Below are 20,987 nucleotides of genomic sequence, written 5' to 3' on the forward strand. Positions count from 1 at the left end.
AGCAATGGACCGTGGAGACCTGGAGCTGGTGATCGCCATCCGCGACCGCGGCAGCCTCGCGGGCGCGGCGACGGCGCTGGACGTCGTACCCTCTGTCGTCACCAAGCGGCTCGGCGCGCTCGAGGCACGGCTCGGTCAGCGCCTGTTCGACCGCACCACGCGCCGCCTCAACCTCACCGCCGAAGGCGAGGCCGTGTGCCTGCACGCCAAGGGTCTGCTGGCCGGCTTTGCGGCACTCGAGAACGAGCTCGGCGAGCGCCAGAACGAGCTGGCCGGCACGATCCGCCTCGTTGCCACTTTCGGATTCGGCCGCCGCTGGATCGGCCCGGCGCTCGCGGCTTTCCGCGAACAGCACCCCGCGCTGCAGCTCCAGTTGCAGCTGATGGAGCAACTCCCGGACCTCGGCGCCGAAGGCTACGACGGCGCGCTCTGGCTGTGGCCCGTCCAAAGCCGCCGGGCCGGCAGTTGGGTCACGCGCAGGATCGCGCGCAACCAGCGCGTGCTGGCCGCCGCGCCGAGCTATCTCGAACGACGCGGCAAGCCCACAGACGTCGCCGCGCTGGCCGCGCACGACTGCCTGGTGGCGCGGGAGAACGGCGACGGCGGCGAGCGCGAGGCCGCACTCTGGACGCTGCGTCACGTCAGGGACGGCAGCAAGGCGCGTGTGCGCGTCGGCGGCCCGCTGTCGAGCAATTCGGGCGAGATGGTGCGCGACTGGTGCCTCGCCGGCCAGGGCATCATGCTGCGCAGCCTGTGGGACATCGCCCCGCAGCTCGCGGCGGGCGAACTGGTGCATGTGTTGCCGCAGTTCGCGATGCCGGACGCCGACGTCCAGTGGATCGCACCCTGGCGCCCGAAGACGCCCAAACGGGTGCGCGTCCTGCTCGACTTCCTGATCGAGCGCTTTCGCGGCGAGCCGTGGAAACCCGAGGGCAGGCGTTCGCGCTGAGTCAGGCCGCAGTGACGGATCGCGGTGGCCGGTTCACCTTTCTGCACGCACGACGAGGCTCACGCCGACGGCCGTCATCGCAATGCCCGCCAAGGTCGTCGCCGTGATCGGCTCCGCGAAGAGAAGCCATGCCATCACCGCAGTACACGGCGGCACGAGATAGAGCAGGCTCGTGACTGCCGTCGCCGTGCCGCGCTGGATCAGCATGTAAAGCAGCGAGCTGCCGCCCAGCGACAGCGCCAGCACCGACCAGGCCATCGCGCCGCCCGAGTACAGGTTCCACTGAATGCTGTCGGATTCCAACGCCGCGAAGGGCATGGTGACGATCAGGGCGGCGGCGAGCTGGATGGCGCCCGCGCAGCGCACATCGCAGGGCGCCACGAAGCGTTTCTGGTACAGCGTGCCGGCGGTAATAGAGAACAGCGCCATCAGCGCCAGGCCCATGGTCAGCGCACTCACCTCCCCGCCCTCGCCGAACTTGCGCGACACCACCAGCACCAGGCCTGCGAAACCCAGGGCCAGCCCGGCCCATTGGCGGCGCGTGATCGAACCGCCCCACATGGACAACCAGACGGCGGTGAGCACCGGCTGGATGCCGACCAGCAAGGCGACCAGCCCCGAGCCCATGCCGGCCCGGACTGCGGCCCAGACGCCGCCGAGGTAGCCCGCCTGCATCAGGACGCCGGTGGCCGCGAGGTGCCACCACTGCGCACGCTGCTCGGGCCAGTGCGCGCGCGCGAGCCGCACCCAGATGAGAAAACAGACCACCGACAGCGCATAGCGCACCGCCAGGAACTTGAGCGGCGGGGCATAGGGCATGCCGTAGCGCGCGACGATGAACCCGGTGCTCCAGATGAGCACGAAGACTGCGGGCATGGCGCGCAGCCAGCCCGACGGCCGGGCCGTATCCGTCATTTCGCGCGGGCCCGGATCTCGGGAATGGCCTTCTGCAGGTAGTAGACCATCGACCAGACCGTGAGCACGGCCGAGATCCAGATCAGCCACTGCCCCCAGGCGCCGGTGTCGATCAAGCCGAACAAGGTGCCGTTGAAAAGCAGGAAAGGGATCGCGACCATCTGCACCACGGTCTTGATCTTGCCGATCATGTGGACCGCCACGCTCTTGCCGGCGCCGATCTGCGCCATCCATTCGCGCAGGGCGGAGATGGCAATCTCGCGGCCGATGATGATCAGCGCCACGAAGACGTCGGCGCGGTTCAGGTGCACCAGCACCAGCAGCGAGGCACAGACGAGAAACTTGTCGGCCACCGGATCGAGGAAGGCGCCGAAGGCCGAGGTCTGGTTGAGCCTGCGCGCCAGGAAGCCGTCGAGCCAGTCGGTCGCGGCGAACACGATGAACATCACCGTGGCGATGAGGTTGCGCATCGGCTCGGCCAGCGGCAGGTAGAACACGCCCACGATCAGCGGAATCGCGACGATGCGCGTCCAGGTCATGATCGTCGGAAGCGTCCAGAACATGCCGGCGATTGTGTCACGGGGCCGGCAGGTCCCCGAGTCGACGGTCAATGCAGCGCGCGATAGATCTCTTCGGCCAGCTCGAACGCGATGCCGTCGACCGAGGCGATGTCTTCCACGCTCGCTGCCGCCACGCCGCGAATGCCGCCGAAGCGCTGCAGCAGGCGCGCGCGCCGCTTGGGCCCGATGCCCGGAATGTCTTCCAGCTGGCTGCCGCCCACCCGCACCTTGGCTCGCCTGGCGCGCATGCCGGTGATCGCGAAGCGGTGCGCCTCGTCGCGGATCTGCGCGACCAGCATCAGCGCTGCCGAATCGCGCCCCAGGTAGACCTTCTCGCGGCCGTCGGCGAACACCAGCTCTTCGAGCCCGACCTTGCGGCCCTCGCCCTTCTCCACGCCGACGATCAGCGACAGCGGCAGGCCCAGCTCGCCGAAGACCTCGCGCGCCATCGACACCTGGCCCTTGCCGCCGTCGACCAGCACGAGGTCGGGCATGCGCGCCGCCCGCGTGCCCGGGCGCGCGTCGGTGCCCGCGCCGCCCGCGTCGCCGGCCGGCGGCGCATCCGTCTCCGCCGCCATTGCCTCGGCCAGCTTGCCGTAGCGGCGATGCAGCACCTGGCGCATCGCCGCGTAGTCGTCGCCGGGCGTGATGCCCTCGATGTTGTAGCGGCGGTACTCGCGGTTCTGCATCGTGTGGTGCTCGAACACCACGCACGAGGCCTGGGTCGCCTCGCCGGCGGTGTGCGAAATGTCGAAGCATTCGACGCGGAAGTTGTCGAGCTCGTCCGGCGCGAGTTCCAGCGCATCGACCAGCGCGCGCGTGCGCGCCTGCTGCGAACCCTCCTCGGCGAGCAGGCGCGCGAGCTGGAGGCCGGCATTGGTCTGCGCCATTTCGAGCCAGTGCCGGCGCTGCTCGCGCGGCTGGAACACTGCCGTAATGCGGGTGCCTGCCTGCTGGGCGACCGCCTCGATCAGTTCGCGGCTCACGAGCTCGCTCAATACCAGCGTGGGCGGCACCGGCACACCGATGTAGTGCTGCGCGACGAAGGCTTCGAGCACCTGCACCTCGACCGATTCGGCGGGCGGCGCAGCCTCCTCGCCTTCCATGGCGCTCTCGCCATGCTGGATCTGCGTCGCGTCTTCGACGTGCACAGGGAAGTAGGCGCGATCGCCCAGGTGCCGGCCGCCGCGAACCATCGCGAGGTTGACGCAGGCCTTGCCGCCCTGCACCTTGACCGCCAGGATGTCCACGTCCTTGTCGGAGGCGATCTCGACCGATTGCTGGTGCAGCACGCGAGACAGCGCCGACATCTGGTTGCGCAGCTCGGCCGCCTGCTCGAATTCCAGCCTTTCGGCGTGCGCCATCATGCGCGCCTCGAGCTGGGTGAGCACGGCCTGCGTGTCGCCCATCAGGAAGGCCTCGGCGTTGGCCACGTCCTGCGCATAGGCCTCTGGCGTGATGTAGCCCACGCAGGGGCCGGTGCAGCGCTTGATCTGGTAGAGCAGGCAGGGCCGCGTTCGGTTGGCGTAGACCGTGTCTTCGCAGGTGCGCAGCTTGAACACTTTCTGCAGCAGCTGGATCGACTCCTTCACGGCCCAGGCGCTCGGGTACGGGCCGAAGTAGCGATGCCTGCGATCGACCGCGCCGCGGTAGTAGGCCAGGCGCGGGAAGGTGTGCGATGCAATCTTGAGGTAGGGATAGCTCTTGTCGTCGCGAAACAGGATGTTGTAGCGCGGCTTGAGCGTCTTGATCAGGTTGTTCTCGAGCAGCAGCGCCTCGGCCTCGGAGCGCACCACCGTGGTCTCCATGCGGGCGATTTTCGAGATCATGTGGCCGATGCGCGTGCCGGCGTGGTTCTTCTGAAAATAGTTGGCGACGCGCTTCTTGAGATTGCGCGCCTTGCCCACGTACAGCACGGCGCCTGCCGCGTCGAAGTAGCGGTAGACGCCCGGCAGTTGCGGCAATGCCGCTACTTCGCTGAGCAGTTGATCGGAATGCGTCTCGGACATCTGTAGAGTATCTCGCGATGCGCTGGGACATCTTCTGCAAGGTCATCGACAACCACGGCGACGCCGGCGTCTGCTGGCGGCTGGCCTGCGGCCTTGCCGCTGGAGGCGAAACGGTACGGCTCTGGATCGACGATCCGTCGGCGCTGGCCTGGATGGCACCCGGCGGCTGCAAGGGCGTCGAGATCGTCACCTGGAACAAGAGGGATGCCGCGCAACGGGCCGCCGCCGCTCCTGCGCCGGACGTCCTGATCGAGGCCTTCGGCTGCGATCCCGCGCCCGAGCTGATCGCCCGTTTCTCCGAGCCCGTGCACACGGGCGGCGCGCGCCGCGTGTGGATCAATCTCGAATACCTCTCGGCCGAGCCCTATGTCGAGCGCCTGCACGGACTGCCCTCGCCGGTGTTCAAGGGGCCTGGGGCGAGCCTGACCAAGCACTTCTTCTACCCCGGCTTCACGCCCGCCACCGGCGGGCTGCTGCAAGAACGGGACCTGCTCGAACGCCGGCAGCGCTTCGACCGCGCCGCGTGGCTCGCGCGCCAGGGCATCGCATGGCGCGGCGAGCGCCTCGTCTGCCTGTTCTGCTATGAGCCGCCCGCGCTCGAAGCGCTGCTCACCCAGTTCGAGCGCGCCGGCGAGCCCACGCATCTGCTGGTGACCGCGGGCCGCGCGGCCCGCGCCCTGCCACCGGGGCCGGCGCAGCGCGGCGCCCTTTCCATCAACTGGCTGCCCCATTTGCCGCAAACCGACTTCGACCACCTGCTCTGGACCTGCGACCTGAATTTCGTGCGTGGCGAAGACTCGCTGGTACGCGCCCTCTGGGCCGGGTCGCCCTTCGTCTGGCAGATCTACGCCCAGGACGACGACGCCCACCACACCAAGCTGGGCGCCTTCCTCGACTGGCTGGAAGCCCCGCCTTCGTTGCGCCGCTTCCACCACCTGTGGAACGGGATGGCCGAGGGCGAACTGCCGGCGCTGGACGATGCGACGCTGGCCTCCTGGGGCACAGCCTGCGCAGGCGCGCGCGCGCGCCTGCTCGCGCAGGACGATCTTCTGACCCGCCTGCTGCGCTTCGTCGCCCAAAAAAGCTAAAATTGTGGGCTTTGCGGATTTCCGGCCGGGGTCAGTCCCGTTTGCCGCACCTTCCGCTGAACCCGCCGCGGTGAAAGTCACGAGCGGCCAACATCCAGAGACCTTGTTTATGAAAATCGCTCAAGAAATCCGCGCCGGCAACGTGATCATGCACGGCAAAGACCCGATGGTCGTCCTCAAGACCGAATACAGCCGCGGCGGCCGCAATTCCGCCACCGTGCGCATGAAGCTCAAGAGCCTGATCGCCAACTTCAATACCGAAGTCGTGTTCAAGGCCGACGACAAGATGGAGCAGATCGTGCTCGACAAGAAGGAGTGCACCTACTCCTACTTCGCCGACCCGATGTACGTCTGCATGGACACCGAGTACAACCAGTACGAAGTCGAAGCCGAGAACATGGGCGACTCGCTCAACTACCTCGAAGACGGCATGCCGGTCGAAGTGGTGTTCTACGACGGCAAGGCAATCTCGGTCGAGCTGCCGACCAGCGTCGAGCGCGAAATCACCTGGACCGAGCCGGCCGTCAAGGGCGACACCTCGGGCAAGGTCATGAAGCCGGCCAAGATCGCCACCGGTTTCGAGATCGGCGTGCCGCTGTTCGTGGCCCAGGGCGACCGCATCGAAATCGACACCCGCACCGGCGAATACCGCAAACGCGTCTAAACGCCGCCCGTTGCACCGGCAAGCAAGGCTCCCGAGGGAGCCTTTTTTGCGTACGCTCGCGCCATGAGCACAACCTCCGTACGCACCGAGATCGACGGCCCCGTCAGCACCATCGTCATGAGCCGCCCCCGGCAGCGCAATGCGGTGGACCGCGAGATGGCGACGCAGTTGCGCGAAGCCTTCGAGCGCTTCGAGGCCGACCAAAGCCAGCGCGTGGCGGTGCTCTGGGGCGATCACGGCGTGTTCTGCGCCGGCGCCGACCTGAGCGCGGTGAACGATCCGTCGCGCCACAACGTAGTGGATCCCGAAGGCGGCGGCACCGGCCCGATGGGGCCGACGCGCATGGCACTGGCCAAACCGCTCGTTGCCGCCATCAGCGGCCATGCCGTGGCCGGCGGCCTCGAGCTCGCCCTGCTGGCCGACCTGCGCGTGGCCGAAGACAGCGCCGTGCTCGGCGTGTTCTGCCGCCGCTGGGGCGTGCCGCTGATCGACGGCGGCACCGTGCGGCTGCCGCGCATCGTCGGCATGGGGCGGGCGCTGGATCTAATCCTCACCGGCCGGGCCGTGGCCGCCGGCGAGGCGCTCGCCATGGGCCTGGTCAATCGCGTGGTGCCCGACGGCGGCGCGCGCCGGGCGGCCGAACAGCTGGCGCACGAACTGGCCGCCTTTCCGCAGCAATGCATGCTGGCCGACCGCGCCTCTGCCTATGCCCAGTGGGACCTGCCCCTGGCCCAGGCCTTGCAGCAGGAAGGCCGACTGGGCGCACCGATCGTGGCCACCGAGGGTGCGGCCGGCGCGGCCCGCTTCGTCGGCGGCGCGGGCCGGCACGGCCGGTTCTGAGCGGCCGCGCGCACAATCCAAGAAAAACCCTTTGCCAGACCATGCACAACAGCACGCACGACCTCCACGACAAACGCCTCGCCGACGCCTGGGCCACCCTTCAGTCCCACGCCGACAAGGGCCTTCCCCTCCATTCCGACCCCTCGCGACTCGCCTTTGCCGACCCCGAGTTCCTGCTGCGCCGCGAAACGCGCGGGTTGCGCATGCAGCTCGAGCTCATGAAACCCGACCTCGAGATGCGCGCGCACGGCATCGAGAACACGGTGGTGGTGTTCGGCAGCGCGCGCTTCCGCAGCGAGGAGGAGTCCGGCGCCCTGATCGCCCAGGCCGATGCCGCCGGCGACACGGTGGCGGCGGCCCGCTGGCGCAGGCTGGCGCGCAGTTCGCACTATTACGAGAAGGCGCGGGCCTTCGGCAAGCTGGTCGCGCAGTACAGCGACGACAAGGACCCGGCAGACAAGCTCTTCGTCTGCACCGGCGGCGGCCCCGGCATCATGCAGGCGGCCAACCGCGGCGCCTACGAAGGCGGCGGGCTCTCGGTCGGCCTCGCGATCGCGCTGCCGATGGAGGAAGAAGCCAATCCCTACGTCACGCCGGCGCTGAGCTTTAAGTTCCACTACTTCGCAATCCGCAAGATGCATTTCATGATGCGGGCGAAGGCGCTGGTCGCGTTTCCGGGCGGCTTCGGCACGCTCGACGAGCTGTTCGAGGTGATCACGCTGGTGCAGACCCGCAAGGCCAAGCCGGTGCCGATCGTGCTTTTCGGCTCGGACTACTGGAAGCAGCTGATCAATTTCGACTTCCTGGCCGAGGAAGGTGTCATCTCGCCCGAGGACGTGAAGCTGATCGAGTACGTGGACGCCCCGCAGGACGCATGGAACGCGATCAGGCGCTTCTACAAGCTCTGATCGTGCCGGGGCAGCTGCAAGCCCCACACCGCCCGCCCACCCAGCGCCACCACCCCGCCGACCAGCCAGAACACGCCTGAGACACCGAGCAGCGCACCGACGGAGCCGAACAGCATCGGCATCGCGACGCTCGAGGCATTGATGGTCATGAGCCGCAGCCCCAGCGCCTCGCCGTGGCGCGCGTGCGGCGTGATCTGGTGCAGCATGCTCATCACCATCGGCTGCACGGCGCCGAGCGCGAAGCCCAGCACCACCGAGCACGCGCCCATCGCGAGCGCCGACGACAGCAGCGGATAGACCGCGAACACCAGCGCGGTGACGACTGTCGACGCGGCAATCACGCTGCGCTCCGACGCGCGCGAGGCCGCGAGCGGCAGCACGATCCGTATCACCGCGGCCGCGATCGCGAAGGCGCCGAGGATCGAGCCGATCACCGAAGCGCCCAGGCCGCGCTCGTGGCCGAGGATGGGCAGCACGAAGGCATGCACGTCCCAGGCCGAAGACTGCAGCCAGTTCACGAACAGCAGGCGCCGGAACATGGACTCCCGCAACAGATCCCAGGCGCGCGGCCTGGCGCCGCCGGCCGGCAAGGGCACTCGCGGCAGTTCGCGGGTCTTGCGCGCAAACAACCAGCCCGCCAACGGCAGCAGCGCCAGCGCCGCGAATGCGATCCGGAAGCCCGGCAGGTCGGCAGGCGTGCGACCCGCATGATCGATCAGCAGCCCGGCGCAGAAGGGCCCGACGAAGTTGGCCACGGCCGGTGCGATCGCGAGCCAGCTGAACACCTTCTTGAGCTGTACCGGATCGGCCGCGGCGCGTCCGACGTGGCGTTGCAGCGCGATGACGGCCGCACCGGTGGCGCCGCCGGTCATCAGCGCCGCGAGGCACATCACGGAAAACCATGGAACGACGGCCACGAGCGCGGTGCCCGCAGAGGCGGCGATCACCGACAGCATCAGCGGCCGCTTGAGCCCATGCCGGTCGGCAAAGCGACCGGCCGGCAGCGCCAGAAAAACCTGCGTGAGCGCGAACAGCGCGATCAGCAGGCCCACCGCCGCTGCGCTGTAGCCCTGCTGGAGCGCGAGCAAGGGGCCCGCCAGGCGCAGGCCGGTCATTGCCGCGTGCAAACAGATCTGGGCCGCGATGAGCTTCAGCAGCTCGGGAGTCATGCAGTCTTGGGGCTCACGGGGCTCCGTCGTCGGTATCTTCGGGCGATGGCAACAAGGCCTGCGCCTGCACCTCGGGCAGTGCCTCCACCTTGCGCAGCGCCAGGCGCATCTGCTTGGCGCGCGTGTCGGCCTTGTCGAGCGTGTCGGAGGCCTTGGCCACCTGCTCCTTGATGCGCGCGACCCATTCGCCGTAGCGCTCGAACTCGGTCTTGACCGCACCGAGCACCTTCCACACTTCGGACGCCTGCTGCTCCAGCGCCAGCGTGCGGAAGCCCATGTGCAGGCTGTTGAGCATGGCCAGCAGCGTGGTCGGTCCGGCCAGCGTCACGCGGTGCTGGCGCTGGATCGCATCCATCAGGCCGGGGCGGCGCAGCACCTCGGCATACAGGCTCTCCACCGGCAGGAACAGGATCGCGAAGTCGGTGGTGTGCGGCGCGGCCAGGTAGTTCTCGGCGATAGACCGCGCCTCGCTGCGGATGCGCGCCTCCAGCGCCTTGGCCGCGAGATCGGCAGCGGCCGGATCGACGCGCTCGTGGGCATCGAGCAGCCGCTCGTAGTCGTCGCGCGGAAACTTGGCATCGATCGGCAGCCAAACCGGCGCGCCGTCGCCGCCGCGGCCCGGGAAGCGGATCGCGAAGTCCACGCGCTGCCCGCTGCGCGGCTTGGTCTCGACCTGCTTCGCGTACTGGTCGGGCGTGAGCACCTGCTCGAGCAGGGCCTCGAGCTGCACCTCGCCGAACACGCCGCGCGTCTTCACATTGGTCAGCACGCGCTGCAGGCTGCCGACACCGACGGCGAGGGTCTGCATCTCGCCCAGGCCCTTGTGCACCTGCTCGAGCCGGTCCGCCACCTGCTTGAAGCTCTCGCCCAGGCGCGCCTCGAGCGTGCTTTGCAGCTTCTCGTCGACCGTCTTGCGCATCTCGTCCAGCTTGGCGGTGTTGCTCTGCTGCAATTGCGCGAGCTGGGTTTCCATGGTGGCGCGGACCTCGGCGAGCCGCCGCGCATTCGATTCGGAAAGGCCCTGCAGCTGGGTGTTGAGCGTGTCGGCCAAGGTCTTCTGCAGCATCGTCAGCTGCTGCGCGAAAGCGTCGATCTGCGCGCTCTGCGTGCGCGTGGCTTCGGCACTCTGCTGCACCAGCGCCTGCTGGAAAGTCGCGAAGGACTGGGCGGTCTCCTGGCGCGCGCCGCGCGAAGACTCGCCGATCTCGTGGCGCAGCTCGCGCTCGATACGTTCATTGGCTGCGCCCAGCGTGGCGATCAGCGTGCTGTGGTCGAGTGCCGGCGGCTTGCGCAGCAGCAGCCAGACGACGAGGATGAAAGTCAGGGCCGCGAGGGCCAGCAGGATCCAGGGTTCCAACGGGGGCATTGCGTCTACTTGCTCGCGAGCACTACAGGGTTGAGCGGCGTCACCGGCTTGTTGTGGACCAGAAAGCCGATCAGGTTGTCCGCTGCCAGATCGGCCATCGCGCGCCGTGTCGGCACGGTGGCGCTCGCGATGTGGGGCGTGAGCACGACGTTCGGCACCTGGAGCAGATCGGCATGCACCTTGGGTTCGCCCTCGAACACGTCGAGTCCCGCCGCGGCGATGCGCTTGTCGCGCAGGGCAGCGGCGAGCGCCGCGTCGTCGACGATGCCGCCGCGCGCGATGTTCACCAGCGTGGCGGTCGGCTTCATCAGCGCGAGGTCGGCAGCACCGATGGTGTGGTGCGAGGCCGGCGTGTAGGGCACCACGAGCACGACATGGTCGGCGGTCTTGAGCAGCTCTTCCTTGCTCACGTAGCTGGCCTTGCATTCGGCTTCGAGCTGCGCGTCGAGCCGCGAACGGTTGTGATAGATCACCTTCATGCCGAAGCCCAAGGCACCGCGCCGCGCGATGCCCTGCCCGATGCGACCCATGCCGATGATGCCGAGCGTGGCGCCGTGAATATCGGAGCCGGCGAACATGTCGTAGCTCCATTTTTCCCACTTGCCTGCGCGCAGGAAATGCTCGCTCTCGGTGATGCGGCGCGCGGTGGCCATCAGCAGCGCGAAGCCGAAGTCGGCGGTGGTTTCCGTCAGCACGTCCGGCGCGTTGGTGGCCAACACGCCGCGCGCGGTCATGGCGTCGACGTCGAAGTTGTTGTAGCCCACCGCCATATTGGCGCAGATCCTCAGCTCGGGACAGGCAGCGAGGACTTCGGCATCGATACGTTCGCTGCCGGTGGTGAAGGCGCCCTGCTTGCCCTTGAGCTTGTCGATCAGTTGGGCCTTGCTCCAGCCCTGGTCGCCCTGATTGGACTCGACCTCGAAGTGTTCTTCCAGGCGGGCGATGGTCTCGGGAAAGATCGAACGGGCGACGAGGATTTTGGCTTTGCTCATGATCAACGGAAGAAGATGAAGGTGGAGACGACGAACAACGGCACCAGGATGGCGCCCGACCACAGCATGTAGCCGAAGAAGCTCGGCATGCGGATGCCGCGGCTTTCCGCGATGGCCTTGACCATCAGGTTGGGCGCGTTGCCGATGTAGGTGTTGGCGCCCATGAACACGGCGCCCGCCGAGATGGCGGCCAGCGTGGTGGCGTAGGTGGTCATCAGCGCCTGCGGGTCGCCGCCGGCGGTATTGAAGAACACCAGGTAGGTGGGTGCATTGTCCAGGAAAGAGCTCAGCACGCCGGTGGCCCAGAAGTACATCGCGGGATCGGGCTGCCCGTCGGGCCGGGTCACGGCGGAGACGACCGCGCCGAAAGGGCCATCCACACCCGCCCTGAGCATCGCGATCACCGGGATGATGGTCAGGAAGATGCCCGCGAACAGCTTGGCCACCTCGGCCATCGGCTCCCAGGCGAACTGGTTGTCGGCGTGCACCTGGGGCGCCGTGATCTTCAGCGAAAGCAGCGTGATCGCGATCAGGCCCGCATCGCGCACGAGGCCCGGCAGGCCGACTTGCGTGCCGTAGACGTCGAAGCTGACAGGCGACTTCCAGAAGCCGCTGAGCAGCACGAAGAAGATCACGCCCGCCAACAGCCAGAAGTTGGCCGCGCCGTCGAAGCCGATCTTGCGCGAGTCGGGCGTGGGGTCGATCGGCAACACGCCTTCCTTGCGGTAGTACCAGGTGTCGATCGCATAGAACAAGGCGAGCAGGAGGCCGACGATGAACAGCGTGTCGGGAAGGATGTTTTTCGCGGTCCAGAAGAATTCCACGCCCTTGAGGAAACCCAGGAACAGCGGCGGATCGCCCAGCGGCGTCAGTGAGCCGCCGACGTTCGACACGATGAAGATGAAGAACACGATCACATGCGCCCTGTGCACGCGATTGTCGTTGGCTCGGATCAAGGGGCGGATCAGCAGCATGGAGGCGCCGGTCGTGCCCATGAGGCTCGCGAGCACCGCGCCGATCGCGAGGATCGCCGTGTTCAACCCCGGCGCACCGTGCAGGTTGCCGCGCACATGGATGCCGCCGGCCACGGCGAACAGCGCGGTTAGCAGGATGACGAACGGGATGTACTCGGCCAGCAGCGAATGGACGAACTGGGCCCCCGCCAGCGGGACGCCGTAGATCGCGGCGAAAGGCAGCAGGAAGGCCAGCGCCCAGCCGGCGGAAACCTTGCCGTAGTGGTGGTGCCAGAACGACGGCGCCAGCAGCGGCATCAGCGCGATCGACAGCAGGATGCCGGCGAAGGGCAGGCCCCACAGCGGGGACAGCACACTGCCGTCGAAATCGGCGGCGAAACTCGTTGCGGGGATCAGCGCCAGCAGCGCGATGGCCATCGGCCGGTGCAAAACGCCTCTCATCGCGCCGGGCCAGGCCGGTCGGCAGGCTGGGCAATCTCGAACACCTGCCGCAGATAGGCCAGGTACCTCTCGTCGTCGCACATGTTCTTGGACGGCGTGTCGGACAGCTTGGCCACCGGCTGATCGTTGCAGCGGACCATCTTGATCACGATCTGCAGCGGTTCGTAGCCCAGGTCGTTGGTGAGGTTAGTGCCGATGCCGAAGGCCAGCTGGCAGCGGCCCCGGAACTGCCGGTAGAGCTCGATGGTTCGCGGCACCGTGAGGCTGTCGCTGAAGATCAGGGTCTTGGTGCGCGGATCGACGCGGTTGGCGATGTAGTGGGCCAGCATGCGCTCGCCCCACTGGAACGGGTCCCCGCTGTCGTGGCGCGCGCCGTCGAACAGCTTGCAGAAGTAGAGGTCGAAGTCGCGCAGGAAGGCGCTCATGCCGTAGACGTCCGACAACGCGATGCCCAGGTCGCCGCGGTACTCGCGCGCCCACGACTCGAAACCGAAGACCTGGCTGTCGCGCAGGCGGGGCCCGAGCGCCTGGCAGGCCTGGAGGTATTCGTGCGCCATGGTGCCCAGCGGGATCAGGCCGAGCTTCATGGCGTACAGCACGTTGCTGGTGCCGGCGAGCTGCGGCAGCTTGGCGGCCCGCTGCGGCGGCGAGCTGACGGCGCCGAGGCTGGTTGCGAGCGTGCGCAGCACCTCCTCGTGCCAGTCCTTGGAGAAACGCCGGCGCGTGCCGTAGTCGGCGATCTTGAGGTCCTCCAGGCCTTCACCCTGCAACTGCGCGATCTTGGTTTCGAGGCGCCGGCGCCCTTCGGCAATGTCCGGTCTCGGTTGCGTGTTGCGGAAGTAGACCTCGTTGACGATCGCCAGCACCGGGATCTCGAACAGGATGGTGTGCAGCCACGGCCCCTCGATGCGGATGTCGAGCTCGCCCGAGGCCTGCGGAATGATTTTGATGTACTTCTCGTTCAGGCGGAACAGGCCGAGAAAGTCGACGAAGTCGCTCTTGATGAAGCGCATGGAGCGAAGGTAGCTCAGTTCGGGATCCCTGAACTGGAGCGAGCAAAGATGGCGGACCTCTTCGCGGATCTGTGCCGCGAACTGCGCCAGGTCGACGCCGGGGTTGCGGCACTTGAAGCGGTACTCGACGCGGGCGCCCGGAAAGTGATGTAGCACGACCTGCATCATCGTGAACTTGTAGAGGTCGGTGTCGAGCAGGCTTTGAATGATCATGGTGCGGCGCGCTGGTGTCCGGGTTCGGCGTGCGGTCGATTATCACGGGCCGCGTCGGCATGTGCCTACGACCCCTTCCCCGGGCGTCCTACCGTTCTATTTGCACCCCCACGCCAGAGTCTCTTCACGCTGGCCACAAGGGATTCGGGTCGGCGACAAAACCGCTCATCTGAAGGAGATACGTCGATGAACAAAGACACCATCGAAGGCAACTGGAAACAGCTCAAGGGCAAGGTCAAGGAGCAGTGGGGCAAGCTCACCGACGACGATTTCGACGTCATCGCCGGCAAGCGCGACCAACTGCTGGGGCGCATTCAGGAGCGGCACGGCATCAGCAGGGAAGAAGCTGAGAAGCAAGTTCGCGAATGGGAAACGCGCGATGGCCGCACACCCGAAGCGCTGTGGTTCGAGAAGTATTGAATTCAGTAACGCCTAAGGAGTACATACCATGAAGAAACATCTGCTCATGCTCGCAATCGCATCGTCGTGTCTTGTCGCAACGCAGGCCGGCGCGATGAGCCAGGACGAGTACAAGGTCGCCAAGGAAAAGATCGAAGCCGACTACAAGGTCGACAAGGCCAAGTGCGATCCCATGAAGGACAACGCCAAGGACGTCTGCGAGAAGGAAGCCAAGGGCAAGGAGAACGTTGCCAAGGCCGAACTCGAACAGCAGTTCAAGCCGAGCGACAGCAACTCCCGCAAGGTGGCCGAAGAAAAGGTGAAGGCTACCTATGAGGTCGCGAAGGAAAAGTGCGACGACCAGAAGGGCGATGCCAAGAACGCCTGCGAGAAGGAAGCCAAGGCTGCAGAAGCCAAGGGCAAGGCCGACATCAAGGCCATGACCGCGAAGAAGTAGTCGGCACCTGCCGATCGCTCGCGACAACGGCGCCTTCGGGCGCCGTTTCTACGTGCCTGCTGCCACTCGAAGCTCGTCGACGACGCGCAGCAAGGCGGGCGGCAGCTTGACGGGCCGATGCGTCGTGCGGTCGACATAAACGTGGACGAAGTGGCCTTGCGCCGCCGCCGTCTCCGAATCCTCGGCGAACAATGCAATTTCGTAGCGTACGCTGGAACTGCCCGCATGCACCACCCGGACGCCAGCCTCCACCGTCTGCGGAAACGCGAGCGGCGCAAAGTAATTGCACTGCGTTTCGACCACGAAACCGATCGTGTCGCCCTGGTGGATATCGAGCGCGCCGCGCTCGATCAGCAGCGCATTGACGGCGGTGTCGAACCAGCCGTAGTAGACGACGTTGTTGACATGCCCGTACATGTCGTTGTCGGCCCAGCGCGTCGGAATGCTGCGAAAGACGCGGAAGCTGCTGCGGCGGTGGGGCGTGGGTCTGGCGCTCATGGGTGCGATCTCGGCGCGGCATTCTGCCACCGCCGCCAGTAGTCGAAGGCCACGCGAAAGGTGCCGAGCTGCACCTGCACCGTCTCCGCAATGTCGCTCGCATAGCCGCCGGCCATCGCGAACGCGAGCGGAATCCGGCGCTGCCAGGCGAAGTCGAACACGCGCCGGTCGCGCGCCTCCAGGCCGTCGAAACTCAGCTTGAGGCGTCCCAGCCGGTCGCGCTCGAAGGGATCGGCGCCCGCGAGGTAGATCACCAGCCCGGGCGAGAAGCGCCGGTCGAGTTCGTCGAGCGCATGCTCGAGTGCCGCCAGGTACTCGGCATCGCCGCAGCCGTCGGGCAGTTCGACGTCGAGATCGCTCGCCTCCCTGCGGAACGGGAAGTTCTTCTGGCCGTGCATCGACAGCGTGAACACGCTCGGGTCGTCGCGGAAGATGCGCGCGGTGCCGTTGCCCTGGTGCACGTCGAGGTCGATCACCGCCACCTGGAAAGGCAGGCGGCCCCGCCGGCCGTGCTCCGCCTGCATGAGCCGCGCTGCAACCGCCGCATCGTTGAAGACGCAAAAGCCCCCTCCTCTGTCGCCACTCGCATGGTGGGTGCCGCCGGCCATGTTGGCCGAGATGCCTTCCGCCAGGGCCGCCCGGCAGGCGGCGATGGTGGCGCCGGTCGAGCGGCGCGAGCGCTCCGCCATGGCTTCGCTCCAGGGAAAACCGATCTCGCGCATGGCCTGCGGATCGACGCTGCCGTCGCTGATGGCGGCGATCCATTGCGGCGCGTGGGCCAGCGCCAGCTCGCCGTCGCTGGCACGAGGCGCCTCGAACATTTGCACCGCGGGCAGATGCTGCGCCAGCCGCTCGCGCAGCATGGCGTACTTCCCCATCGGAAACCGGTGCCCGCTGGGCAGCGGCAGCACGAATTGGCCTGAGTAAAACGCACGCATAGGAACATTGTCGGCCGCCGCCCCTCCTTTTTAGAAAGCCTCTTCTAAATTGCTGCAAAGCAACAAATTCCACTTGATCGAAACGCCTGGCTGCCTATACTTGAGGCCATGCTGCACCGCAACAAAAATGAAGAGGGGCAGCTCATCCGCGACCTACCTCATTCATTCAACTGGAGCATCCACATGGCACTGACCGCTGACCAAATCATCGCTTCCCACAAAGCCAACCTCGAGACCCTGTTCGGCCTCACCACCAAGGCCTTCGAAGGCGTGGAGAAGCTGGTCGACCTGAACGTCACCGCCTCCAAGGCTGCGCTGACCGAAGCCGCCGGCACCGCGCAAGCGATGCTGAGCGTCAAGGATGCGCAAGAGCTGCTCGCCCTGCAAGCCGGCCTGTTCCAGCCCTTGGCCGAGAAGACCGCGGCCTACAGCCGTCACCTGTACGACATCGCCCAAGGCACCGGCGCCGAGTTCACCAAGGCATTCGAAGTGAAGGCCGCTGAAGCCCAGCAAGCCTTCGTCGGCCTGGTCGACAGCGCTGCCAAGAACGCTCCCGCCGGTTCGGAAACCGCCGTCGCCGTGATGAAGAGCGCCGTGGCTGCTGCCAACAACGCTTTCGAATCGGTCCAGAAGGCCGTCAAGCAAGCGTCCGACGTCGCCGAAGCCAACTTCCAGGCTGTTTCGACCACGGCCGTGAACGCTGCCAAGAGCACCGCTCAAACCGCTTCGCGCAAGCGCTGATTGTCTCCTTGGGTCCTTCGGGATCCAATTCAGGGCCCTGTCCTCGGACGGGGCTTTTTTTTTGCGCTCTATGATCGCCGCCAACGTTTTTTCAGGAGACATCCCATGCAGATCGACGGCAAGGTTTTCATCGTCACCGGCGGCGCTTCGGGCCTCGGCGAAGGCACGGCGCGCATGCTGGCGGCGAACGGCGGCAAGGTGGTCATCGCCGACATGCAGGTGGACAAGGGCGAAGCGGTCGCCAAGGAAATCGGCGGCACTTTCGTCAAGTGTGACGTGAGCCAGGAGGCCGACGGCCGGGCCGCAGTGGCCGCCGCCCAGAAGCTCGGCAAGCTGATGGGCCTGGTCAATTGCGCCGGCATCGCGCCGGCCGAGAAGACCGTCGGCAAGAACGGGCCGCACGCCCTCGCCGTGTTCAGCAAGACGGTCACGGTCAACCTGATCGGCAGCTTCAACATGATCCGGCTCGCGGCCGACGCCATGAGCAAGAACGAGCCCGAGGCCACCGGCGAGCGCGGCGTGCTGATCTCGACCGCCTCGGTCGCGGCCTACGATGGCCAGATCGGCCAGGCCGCCTACAGCGCCTCCAAGGGGGGCGTGGTCGGAATGACGCTGCCGATCGCGCGCGACCTGGCGCGCAACGGCATCCGCAACATGACGATCGCACCCGGCATCTTCGGCACGCCGATGCTGTTCGGGATGCCGCAGGAAGTGCAGGACGCGCTGGCCGCCAGCGTGCCCTTCCCTTCTCGCCTCGGCACGCCCGAGGACTACGCGAAGCTCGCCAAGCACATCATCGAGAACGACATGCTCAACGGCGAGGTGATCCGGCTCGACGGGGCGATCCGGCTGGCGCCGCGCTGACCTTCGAGATCTCGGCCGGCAGCGGAGGCGCCCTGCCGGTGCGCTCCAGGCGTTCGTACTGCGCGATCACCTGGGCGCCGAACAGCACCAGCGTGGCGGCGATCTCCAGGCTCAGCAGCACCACAATCGCGGTGGTCAACGAGCCGTAGACCACGTTCACCTGCGACAGCGTGGCGAAGTAGAGCACCAGCAAGCGGCGCGTGATCTCCCACAGCAGCGCCGCAGTCACGCCGCCCAGCAGCGCGTGCCGCAGCCGCAGCCGCCCCACCGGCATCACCAGGTAGAGCGAGGTCAGCATGAAGATCTCGCCGCCGAGACCGAGCAGGTACAGCAGCACCCCCGACACGCCCGACAGCGACCAGCTGCGGCCGAAAAGCTCGACGCTTTCCTGCCCGATCACCTGCAGCGCGCCGGACACCAGCGTCACCAGCAGCAGTCCGACGCACAGGCACAGGATGTAGATGTAGGGCATCACCGCCGAGATCAGGAAGTGGCGGGAATGATCGGCCTTGCGGTGGTGGAAGATCACCGCCATGGCGCTTTCCAGCACGGTGAAGGCGAGCGAACTGAAGAAGATCATCGTTACCACCAGCACCGGCCCCAGCACGTCCCGATGGGCCAGGAAGTTCGACAACTCGGCGACGATGGCCCGCGACTGGCCCGGCAACAGCCACTCCAGGTAGCGGCCCACCGCGCTCAGCAGCTCCGCCTGATCGATGACGTGCGACATCGCGATCACGCTCAGGATCAGGATCGGCACGATCGACAGCAGCGCGTAATAGGCGACCGCGCCGGCCAGCAGCAGGCCCTGGTTGGCCCGAAACGCCTTGAGTGCCTCCCAGGTGAATCGGAGAGGATGGCGCAGCAAGGGCACTGCGTGGCGGGCGGTGTGGCGAATCATGCGGATGCGGCGCTGGATTCGAAGCGGCCAGTATGCCGCCGGCCCGCGGTGGCATGAGGTCTTGCGTATGATTTGCCGCTCTCCGCCTACATGACCATCCCCGCCTCTTTCATCCAGGAACTGATCGCGCGCGCCGACGTGGTGGAAATCGTCGGCCGCTACGTCCAGTTGAGGAAGGCCGGCGCCAATTTCATGGGCCTGTGCCCGTTCCATGGCGAGAAATCGCCTTCGTTCTCGGTCAGCCCCACCAAGCAGTTCTATCACTGCTTCGGCTGCGGAGCGCACGGCAACGCCATCGGCTTCCTGATGGAGCACGCCGGCATGGGCTTCGTCGAGGCGGTGCATGACCTGGCCGGCCAGTACGGCCTGCAGGTGCCCGAGGACGATGCCTCGCCCGAGGAGCGCGCCCGCGCCGCCGGCCAACGCCAGAAGCAGGCCACGCTGTCCGAGGTGCTCGAGAAGGCAGGCGAGGCCTACAAGAAGCAGTTGCGCCAGTCGCCCGCCGCCATCGACTACCTCAAGGGCCGCGGCGTCTCCGGCGAGATCGCACGGCAGTTCGGCATCGGCTACGCACCGGCGGGCTGGCGCACGCTGGCGGGCGTGTTCCCCGACTACGACGATCCGCTGCTGGCCGAAAGCGGGCTGGTGATCGCCGGCGAGCCGGACGACAACGGCGACGGCAAGCGCTACGACCGCTTCCGCGACCGCGTGATGTTCCCGATCCGCAACGTCAAGGGCGAATGCATCGGTTTCGGCGGCCGCGTGCTCGGCGACGAGAAGCCCAAATACCTCAACTCGCCCGAGACGCCGGTGTTCAGCAAGGGCCGCGAGCTCTACGGACTCTACGAAGCACGCGCCGCGTTCCGCGAGCGCGGCTATGCGCTCGTGACCGAAGGCTACATGGACGTGGTGGCGCTGGCGCAGCTCGGCTTTCCGAACGCGGTCGCAACGCTGGGCACCGCCTGCACGCCGGAGCACGTGCAGAAGCTGTTCCGCTTCACCGAATCGGTGGTGTTCAGCTTCGACGGCGACGCGGCCGGCCGGCGCGCCGCCCGCAAGGCGCTCGACGGCGCCCTGCCCTATGCCAGCGACGTGCGCAGCGTCAAGTTCCTGTTCCTGCCGGCCGAGCACGACCCCGACAGCTTCATCCGAGAGTTCGGCGCCGACGCCTTTGCGCGCTTCGTGAACGAGGCCACGCCGCTGAGCCGCTTCATGCTCGAAGCCGCGCGCGAAGGCTGCGACCTCGGGACGGCCGAAGGGCGCGCCCACATGGCCAGCAACGCGCGGCCGCTCTGGAGCGCGCTGCCGGAAGGCGCGCTCAAGCGCCAGCTGCTCGGCGAGATCGCCGAAATGGTCCAGTTGAGCACCCAGGAACTGGCTGAACTGTGGACGCCCGCGGCGGCCGCGCGCGCCCCGGCCGCCTCGGCGCGCGACCGGGGCGAAAGCGAGGGCTATGCCCGGCCGCGGGAGGGCCGCCGCGCCTCTACCCCCCGGCGGCCTCCGTCCCGCGGCCGCGCGCTGCCGCCGGGCCGGGCGGACGTGGCCGCGCGGCTGCTGCTGTCGAACATGGCCGAATGGGAGGGGCTTTCCCATGAGCTGCACGGCCTGCTGTGCGACCTGCCGGGCGATCACGGGCTGCTCTTCGCCTGGCTGGACAGCCAGTTGCACGAGCACGGCGTGCAGCCCTGGGCCGCGCTGCGCGAAGGCATGCGGGGCACGGCCTTCGAGGCGTTGGCCGACCGCGTCATGACCGACCCCGATGGCGGGCCCATCGGCGAGGCGGAGGGGGAACAGGCGGCCGATGCCGCCCGGGAACTGCGCAACGTCCTCGACTTCATGCTGGACGACCTGCTCAAGGCCCAGCAGAGCGAGGCCATTGCCGCCGTGGGGAGCGATCCGCGAGCGCTCGAGCGGTACAAGGCGCTGGAAGCGCGCCGCCTGGAGCTGCGCGCACGGCTCCAGCCCGGGTCGACCCTTGCTTGAAAAATGCGTAACAGGCTATAATCTAGGGCTTCGCCATACGCGAAACGGCAAGAGCGACAGCAGCACCTCCGGGCCGGCCCTCCAGCGCAATGCACTTCCCCACGG

Annotated in this window: 21 protein-coding genes; 10 read left to right on the forward strand and 11 right to left on the reverse strand. The window is 67.2% G+C overall.

The features are described 5' to 3' along the window. Positions 1-4: 4 nt before the first annotated feature. A complete protein-coding gene (locus AC3A6B_RS00270) occupies positions 5-949 on the forward strand; it encodes a LysR family transcriptional regulator (protein WP_487834752.1) in 945 nt (314 codons plus the stop codon). Between the two features lie 33 nt (positions 950-982). On the opposite strand, the gene AC3A6B_RS00275 is transcribed toward AC3A6B_RS00270, so the two are convergent. The 3 genes from AC3A6B_RS00275 to uvrC are packed head-to-tail and all read right to left on the reverse strand — an operon-like array spanning position 983 to position 4,433. Beyond that, the gene (locus AC3A6B_RS00275) at positions 983-1,864 is read right to left on the reverse strand and encodes a DMT family transporter (RefSeq protein ID WP_487834753.1); all 882 of its coding nucleotides are present in this window, start codon (positions 1,862-1,864) and stop codon (positions 983-985) included. Next, entirely contained in the window at positions 1,861-2,427 is a 567-nt protein-coding gene (gene pgsA, locus AC3A6B_RS00280; RefSeq protein WP_093109863.1) for a CDP-diacylglycerol--glycerol-3-phosphate 3-phosphatidyltransferase, read from the reverse strand. Before pgsA ends, AC3A6B_RS00275 begins: the two co-directional genes overlap by 4 nt. A gap of 44 nt (positions 2,428-2,471) precedes the next feature. Next, positions 2,472-4,433, reverse strand: a complete 1,962-nt coding sequence (gene uvrC, locus AC3A6B_RS00285) for an excinuclease ABC subunit UvrC (RefSeq protein WP_487834754.1) — start codon at positions 4,431-4,433, stop codon at positions 2,472-2,474. A 17-nt stretch (positions 4,434-4,450) separates the two neighbouring features. Here uvrC and earP point away from each other — a divergent pair, with 17 nt between their 5' ends. From earP to AC3A6B_RS00305, 4 genes are all read left to right on the forward strand, one after another. After that, the gene (earP, locus tag AC3A6B_RS00290) at positions 4,451-5,521 is read left to right on the forward strand and encodes an elongation factor P maturation arginine rhamnosyltransferase EarP (protein WP_487834755.1); all 1,071 of its coding nucleotides are present in this window, start codon (positions 4,451-4,453) and stop codon (positions 5,519-5,521) included. Positions 5,522-5,630: 109 nt separating this feature from the next. Next, positions 5,631-6,185 carry an elongation factor P gene (efp, locus tag AC3A6B_RS00295; protein ID WP_093109866.1) on the forward strand — a complete coding sequence of 185 codons (555 nt, stop codon included), beginning with the start codon at positions 5,631-5,633 and terminating at the stop codon, positions 6,183-6,185. Positions 6,186-6,248: 63 nt separating this feature from the next. Beyond that, positions 6,249-7,025, forward strand: a complete 777-nt coding sequence (locus AC3A6B_RS00300) for a crotonase/enoyl-CoA hydratase family protein (protein WP_487834756.1) — start codon at positions 6,249-6,251, stop codon at positions 7,023-7,025. Between the two features lie 41 nt (positions 7,026-7,066). Further along, positions 7,067-7,933: an LOG family protein gene (locus AC3A6B_RS00305; protein WP_487834757.1), complete on the forward strand. Its 867-nt coding sequence runs from the start codon at positions 7,067-7,069 to the stop codon at positions 7,931-7,933. Here AC3A6B_RS00305 and AC3A6B_RS00310 read toward each other — a convergent pair. Genes AC3A6B_RS00310 through pncB form a run of 5 tightly spaced genes read right to left on the reverse strand, consistent with a single transcriptional unit; the run spans position 7,921 to position 14,101 of the window. Beyond that, entirely contained in the window at positions 7,921-9,102 is a 1,182-nt protein-coding gene (locus AC3A6B_RS00310; protein ID WP_487834758.1) for an MFS transporter, read from the reverse strand. The two genes, AC3A6B_RS00305 and AC3A6B_RS00310, sit on opposite strands and share 13 nt — an antisense overlap. A 13-nt stretch (positions 9,103-9,115) precedes the next feature. After that, positions 9,116-10,468, reverse strand: coding sequence for a DNA recombination protein RmuC (locus AC3A6B_RS00315; RefSeq protein ID WP_487834759.1), 1,353 nt, complete (start codon positions 10,466-10,468; stop codon positions 9,116-9,118). Positions 10,469-10,473: 5 nt separating this feature from the next. After that, positions 10,474-11,460: a 2-hydroxyacid dehydrogenase gene (locus tag AC3A6B_RS00320; protein WP_487834760.1), complete on the reverse strand. Its 987-nt coding sequence runs from the start codon at positions 11,458-11,460 to the stop codon at positions 10,474-10,476. 2 nt (positions 11,461-11,462) lie between these two features. After that, entirely contained in the window at positions 11,463-12,851 is a 1,389-nt protein-coding gene (locus tag AC3A6B_RS00325; protein ID WP_487835222.1) for a sodium:proton antiporter, read from the reverse strand. A 20-nt stretch (positions 12,852-12,871) separates the two neighbouring features. After that, entirely contained in the window at positions 12,872-14,101 is a 1,230-nt protein-coding gene (gene pncB / locus AC3A6B_RS00330; protein ID WP_487834761.1) for a nicotinate phosphoribosyltransferase, read from the reverse strand. Positions 14,102-14,287: 186 nt separating this feature from the next. Between pncB and AC3A6B_RS00335 the strand changes: the two genes are divergently transcribed. Further along, positions 14,288-14,521, forward strand: a complete 234-nt coding sequence (locus AC3A6B_RS00335; RefSeq protein ID WP_487834762.1) for a CsbD family protein — start codon at positions 14,288-14,290, stop codon at positions 14,519-14,521. Positions 14,522-14,549: 28 nt separating this feature from the next. After that, a complete protein-coding gene (locus tag AC3A6B_RS00340; protein WP_487834763.1) occupies positions 14,550-14,957 on the forward strand; it encodes a hypothetical protein in 408 nt (135 codons plus the stop codon). Positions 14,958-15,005: 48 nt separating this feature from the next. Here AC3A6B_RS00340 and AC3A6B_RS00345 read toward each other — a convergent pair whose 3' ends face one another. Both AC3A6B_RS00345 and AC3A6B_RS00350 read right to left on the reverse strand, forming a co-directional pair. Next, on the reverse strand, positions 15,006-15,455 hold the full coding sequence (locus AC3A6B_RS00345) for an acyl-CoA thioesterase (RefSeq protein WP_487834764.1): 450 nt from the start codon (positions 15,453-15,455) through the stop codon (positions 15,006-15,008). Then, positions 15,452-16,393: a histone deacetylase family protein gene (locus AC3A6B_RS00350; RefSeq protein WP_487834765.1), complete on the reverse strand. Its 942-nt coding sequence runs from the start codon at positions 16,391-16,393 to the stop codon at positions 15,452-15,454. Before AC3A6B_RS00350 ends, AC3A6B_RS00345 begins: the two co-directional genes overlap by 4 nt. A gap of 183 nt (positions 16,394-16,576) precedes the next feature. Here AC3A6B_RS00350 and AC3A6B_RS00355 point away from each other — a divergent pair, with 183 nt between their 5' ends. Further along, positions 16,577-17,134: a phasin family protein gene (locus AC3A6B_RS00355; RefSeq protein WP_126836462.1), complete on the forward strand. Its 558-nt coding sequence runs from the start codon at positions 16,577-16,579 to the stop codon at positions 17,132-17,134. Positions 17,135-17,239: 105 nt separating this feature from the next. Continuing rightward, entirely contained in the window at positions 17,240-17,998 is a 759-nt protein-coding gene (locus tag AC3A6B_RS00360; RefSeq protein WP_487834766.1) for a 3-hydroxyacyl-CoA dehydrogenase, read from the forward strand. On the opposite strand, the gene AC3A6B_RS00365 is transcribed toward AC3A6B_RS00360, so the two are convergent. Beyond that, a complete protein-coding gene (locus AC3A6B_RS00365; RefSeq protein WP_487834767.1) occupies positions 17,946-18,899 on the reverse strand; it encodes a YihY/virulence factor BrkB family protein in 954 nt (317 codons plus the stop codon). The genes AC3A6B_RS00360 and AC3A6B_RS00365 overlap by 53 nt on opposite strands. A 90-nt stretch (positions 18,900-18,989) precedes the next feature. On the opposite strand from AC3A6B_RS00365, the gene dnaG reads away from it, so the two are divergent. After that, the gene (gene dnaG, locus AC3A6B_RS00370) at positions 18,990-20,882 is read left to right on the forward strand and encodes a DNA primase (protein WP_487834768.1); all 1,893 of its coding nucleotides are present in this window, start codon (positions 18,990-18,992) and stop codon (positions 20,880-20,882) included. Positions 20,883-20,987: the final 105 nt, after the last annotated feature.

Source organism: Variovorax sp. Soil_C_33 (assembly GCF_057656935.1).

Excerpts from the sequence above, each read along its gene's own strand:
- AC3A6B_RS00270 (WP_487834752.1), top strand. The coding sequence starts at position 5 with ATGGACCGTGGAGACCTGGAGCTGGTGATCGCCATCCGCGACCGCGGC.
- AC3A6B_RS00275 (WP_487834753.1), bottom strand. The coding sequence starts at position 1,864 with ATGACGGATACGGCCCGGCCGTCGGGCTGGCTGCGCGCCATGCCCGCA.
- pgsA (WP_093109863.1), bottom strand. The coding sequence starts at position 2,427 with ATGTTCTGGACGCTTCCGACGATCATGACCTGGACGCGCATCGTCGCG.
- uvrC (WP_487834754.1), bottom strand. The coding sequence starts at position 4,433 with ATGTCCGAGACGCATTCCGATCAACTGCTCAGCGAAGTAGCGGCATTG.
- earP (WP_487834755.1), top strand. The coding sequence starts at position 4,451 with ATGCGCTGGGACATCTTCTGCAAGGTCATCGACAACCACGGCGACGCC.
- efp (WP_093109866.1), top strand. The coding sequence starts at position 5,631 with ATGAAAATCGCTCAAGAAATCCGCGCCGGCAACGTGATCATGCACGGC.
- AC3A6B_RS00300 (WP_487834756.1), top strand. The coding sequence starts at position 6,249 with ATGAGCACAACCTCCGTACGCACCGAGATCGACGGCCCCGTCAGCACC.
- AC3A6B_RS00305 (WP_487834757.1), top strand. The coding sequence starts at position 7,067 with ATGCACAACAGCACGCACGACCTCCACGACAAACGCCTCGCCGACGCC.
- AC3A6B_RS00310 (WP_487834758.1), bottom strand. The coding sequence starts at position 9,102 with ATGACTCCCGAGCTGCTGAAGCTCATCGCGGCCCAGATCTGTTTGCAC.
- AC3A6B_RS00315 (WP_487834759.1), bottom strand. The coding sequence starts at position 10,468 with ATGCCCCCGTTGGAACCCTGGATCCTGCTGGCCCTCGCGGCCCTGACT.
- AC3A6B_RS00320 (WP_487834760.1), bottom strand. The coding sequence starts at position 11,460 with ATGAGCAAAGCCAAAATCCTCGTCGCCCGTTCGATCTTTCCCGAGACC.
- AC3A6B_RS00325 (WP_487835222.1), bottom strand. The coding sequence starts at position 12,851 with ATGGCCATCGCGCTGCTGGCGCTGATCCCCGCAACGAGTTTCGCCGCC.
- pncB (WP_487834761.1), bottom strand. The coding sequence starts at position 14,101 with ATGATCATTCAAAGCCTGCTCGACACCGACCTCTACAAGTTCACGATG.
- AC3A6B_RS00335 (WP_487834762.1), top strand. The coding sequence starts at position 14,288 with ATGAACAAAGACACCATCGAAGGCAACTGGAAACAGCTCAAGGGCAAG.
- AC3A6B_RS00340 (WP_487834763.1), top strand. The coding sequence starts at position 14,550 with ATGAAGAAACATCTGCTCATGCTCGCAATCGCATCGTCGTGTCTTGTC.
- AC3A6B_RS00345 (WP_487834764.1), bottom strand. The coding sequence starts at position 15,455 with ATGAGCGCCAGACCCACGCCCCACCGCCGCAGCAGCTTCCGCGTCTTT.
- AC3A6B_RS00350 (WP_487834765.1), bottom strand. The coding sequence starts at position 16,393 with ATGCGTGCGTTTTACTCAGGCCAATTCGTGCTGCCGCTGCCCAGCGGG.
- AC3A6B_RS00355 (WP_126836462.1), top strand. The coding sequence starts at position 16,577 with ATGGCACTGACCGCTGACCAAATCATCGCTTCCCACAAAGCCAACCTC.
- AC3A6B_RS00360 (WP_487834766.1), top strand. The coding sequence starts at position 17,240 with ATGCAGATCGACGGCAAGGTTTTCATCGTCACCGGCGGCGCTTCGGGC.
- AC3A6B_RS00365 (WP_487834767.1), bottom strand. The coding sequence starts at position 18,899 with ATGATTCGCCACACCGCCCGCCACGCAGTGCCCTTGCTGCGCCATCCT.
- dnaG (WP_487834768.1), top strand. The coding sequence starts at position 18,990 with ATGACCATCCCCGCCTCTTTCATCCAGGAACTGATCGCGCGCGCCGAC.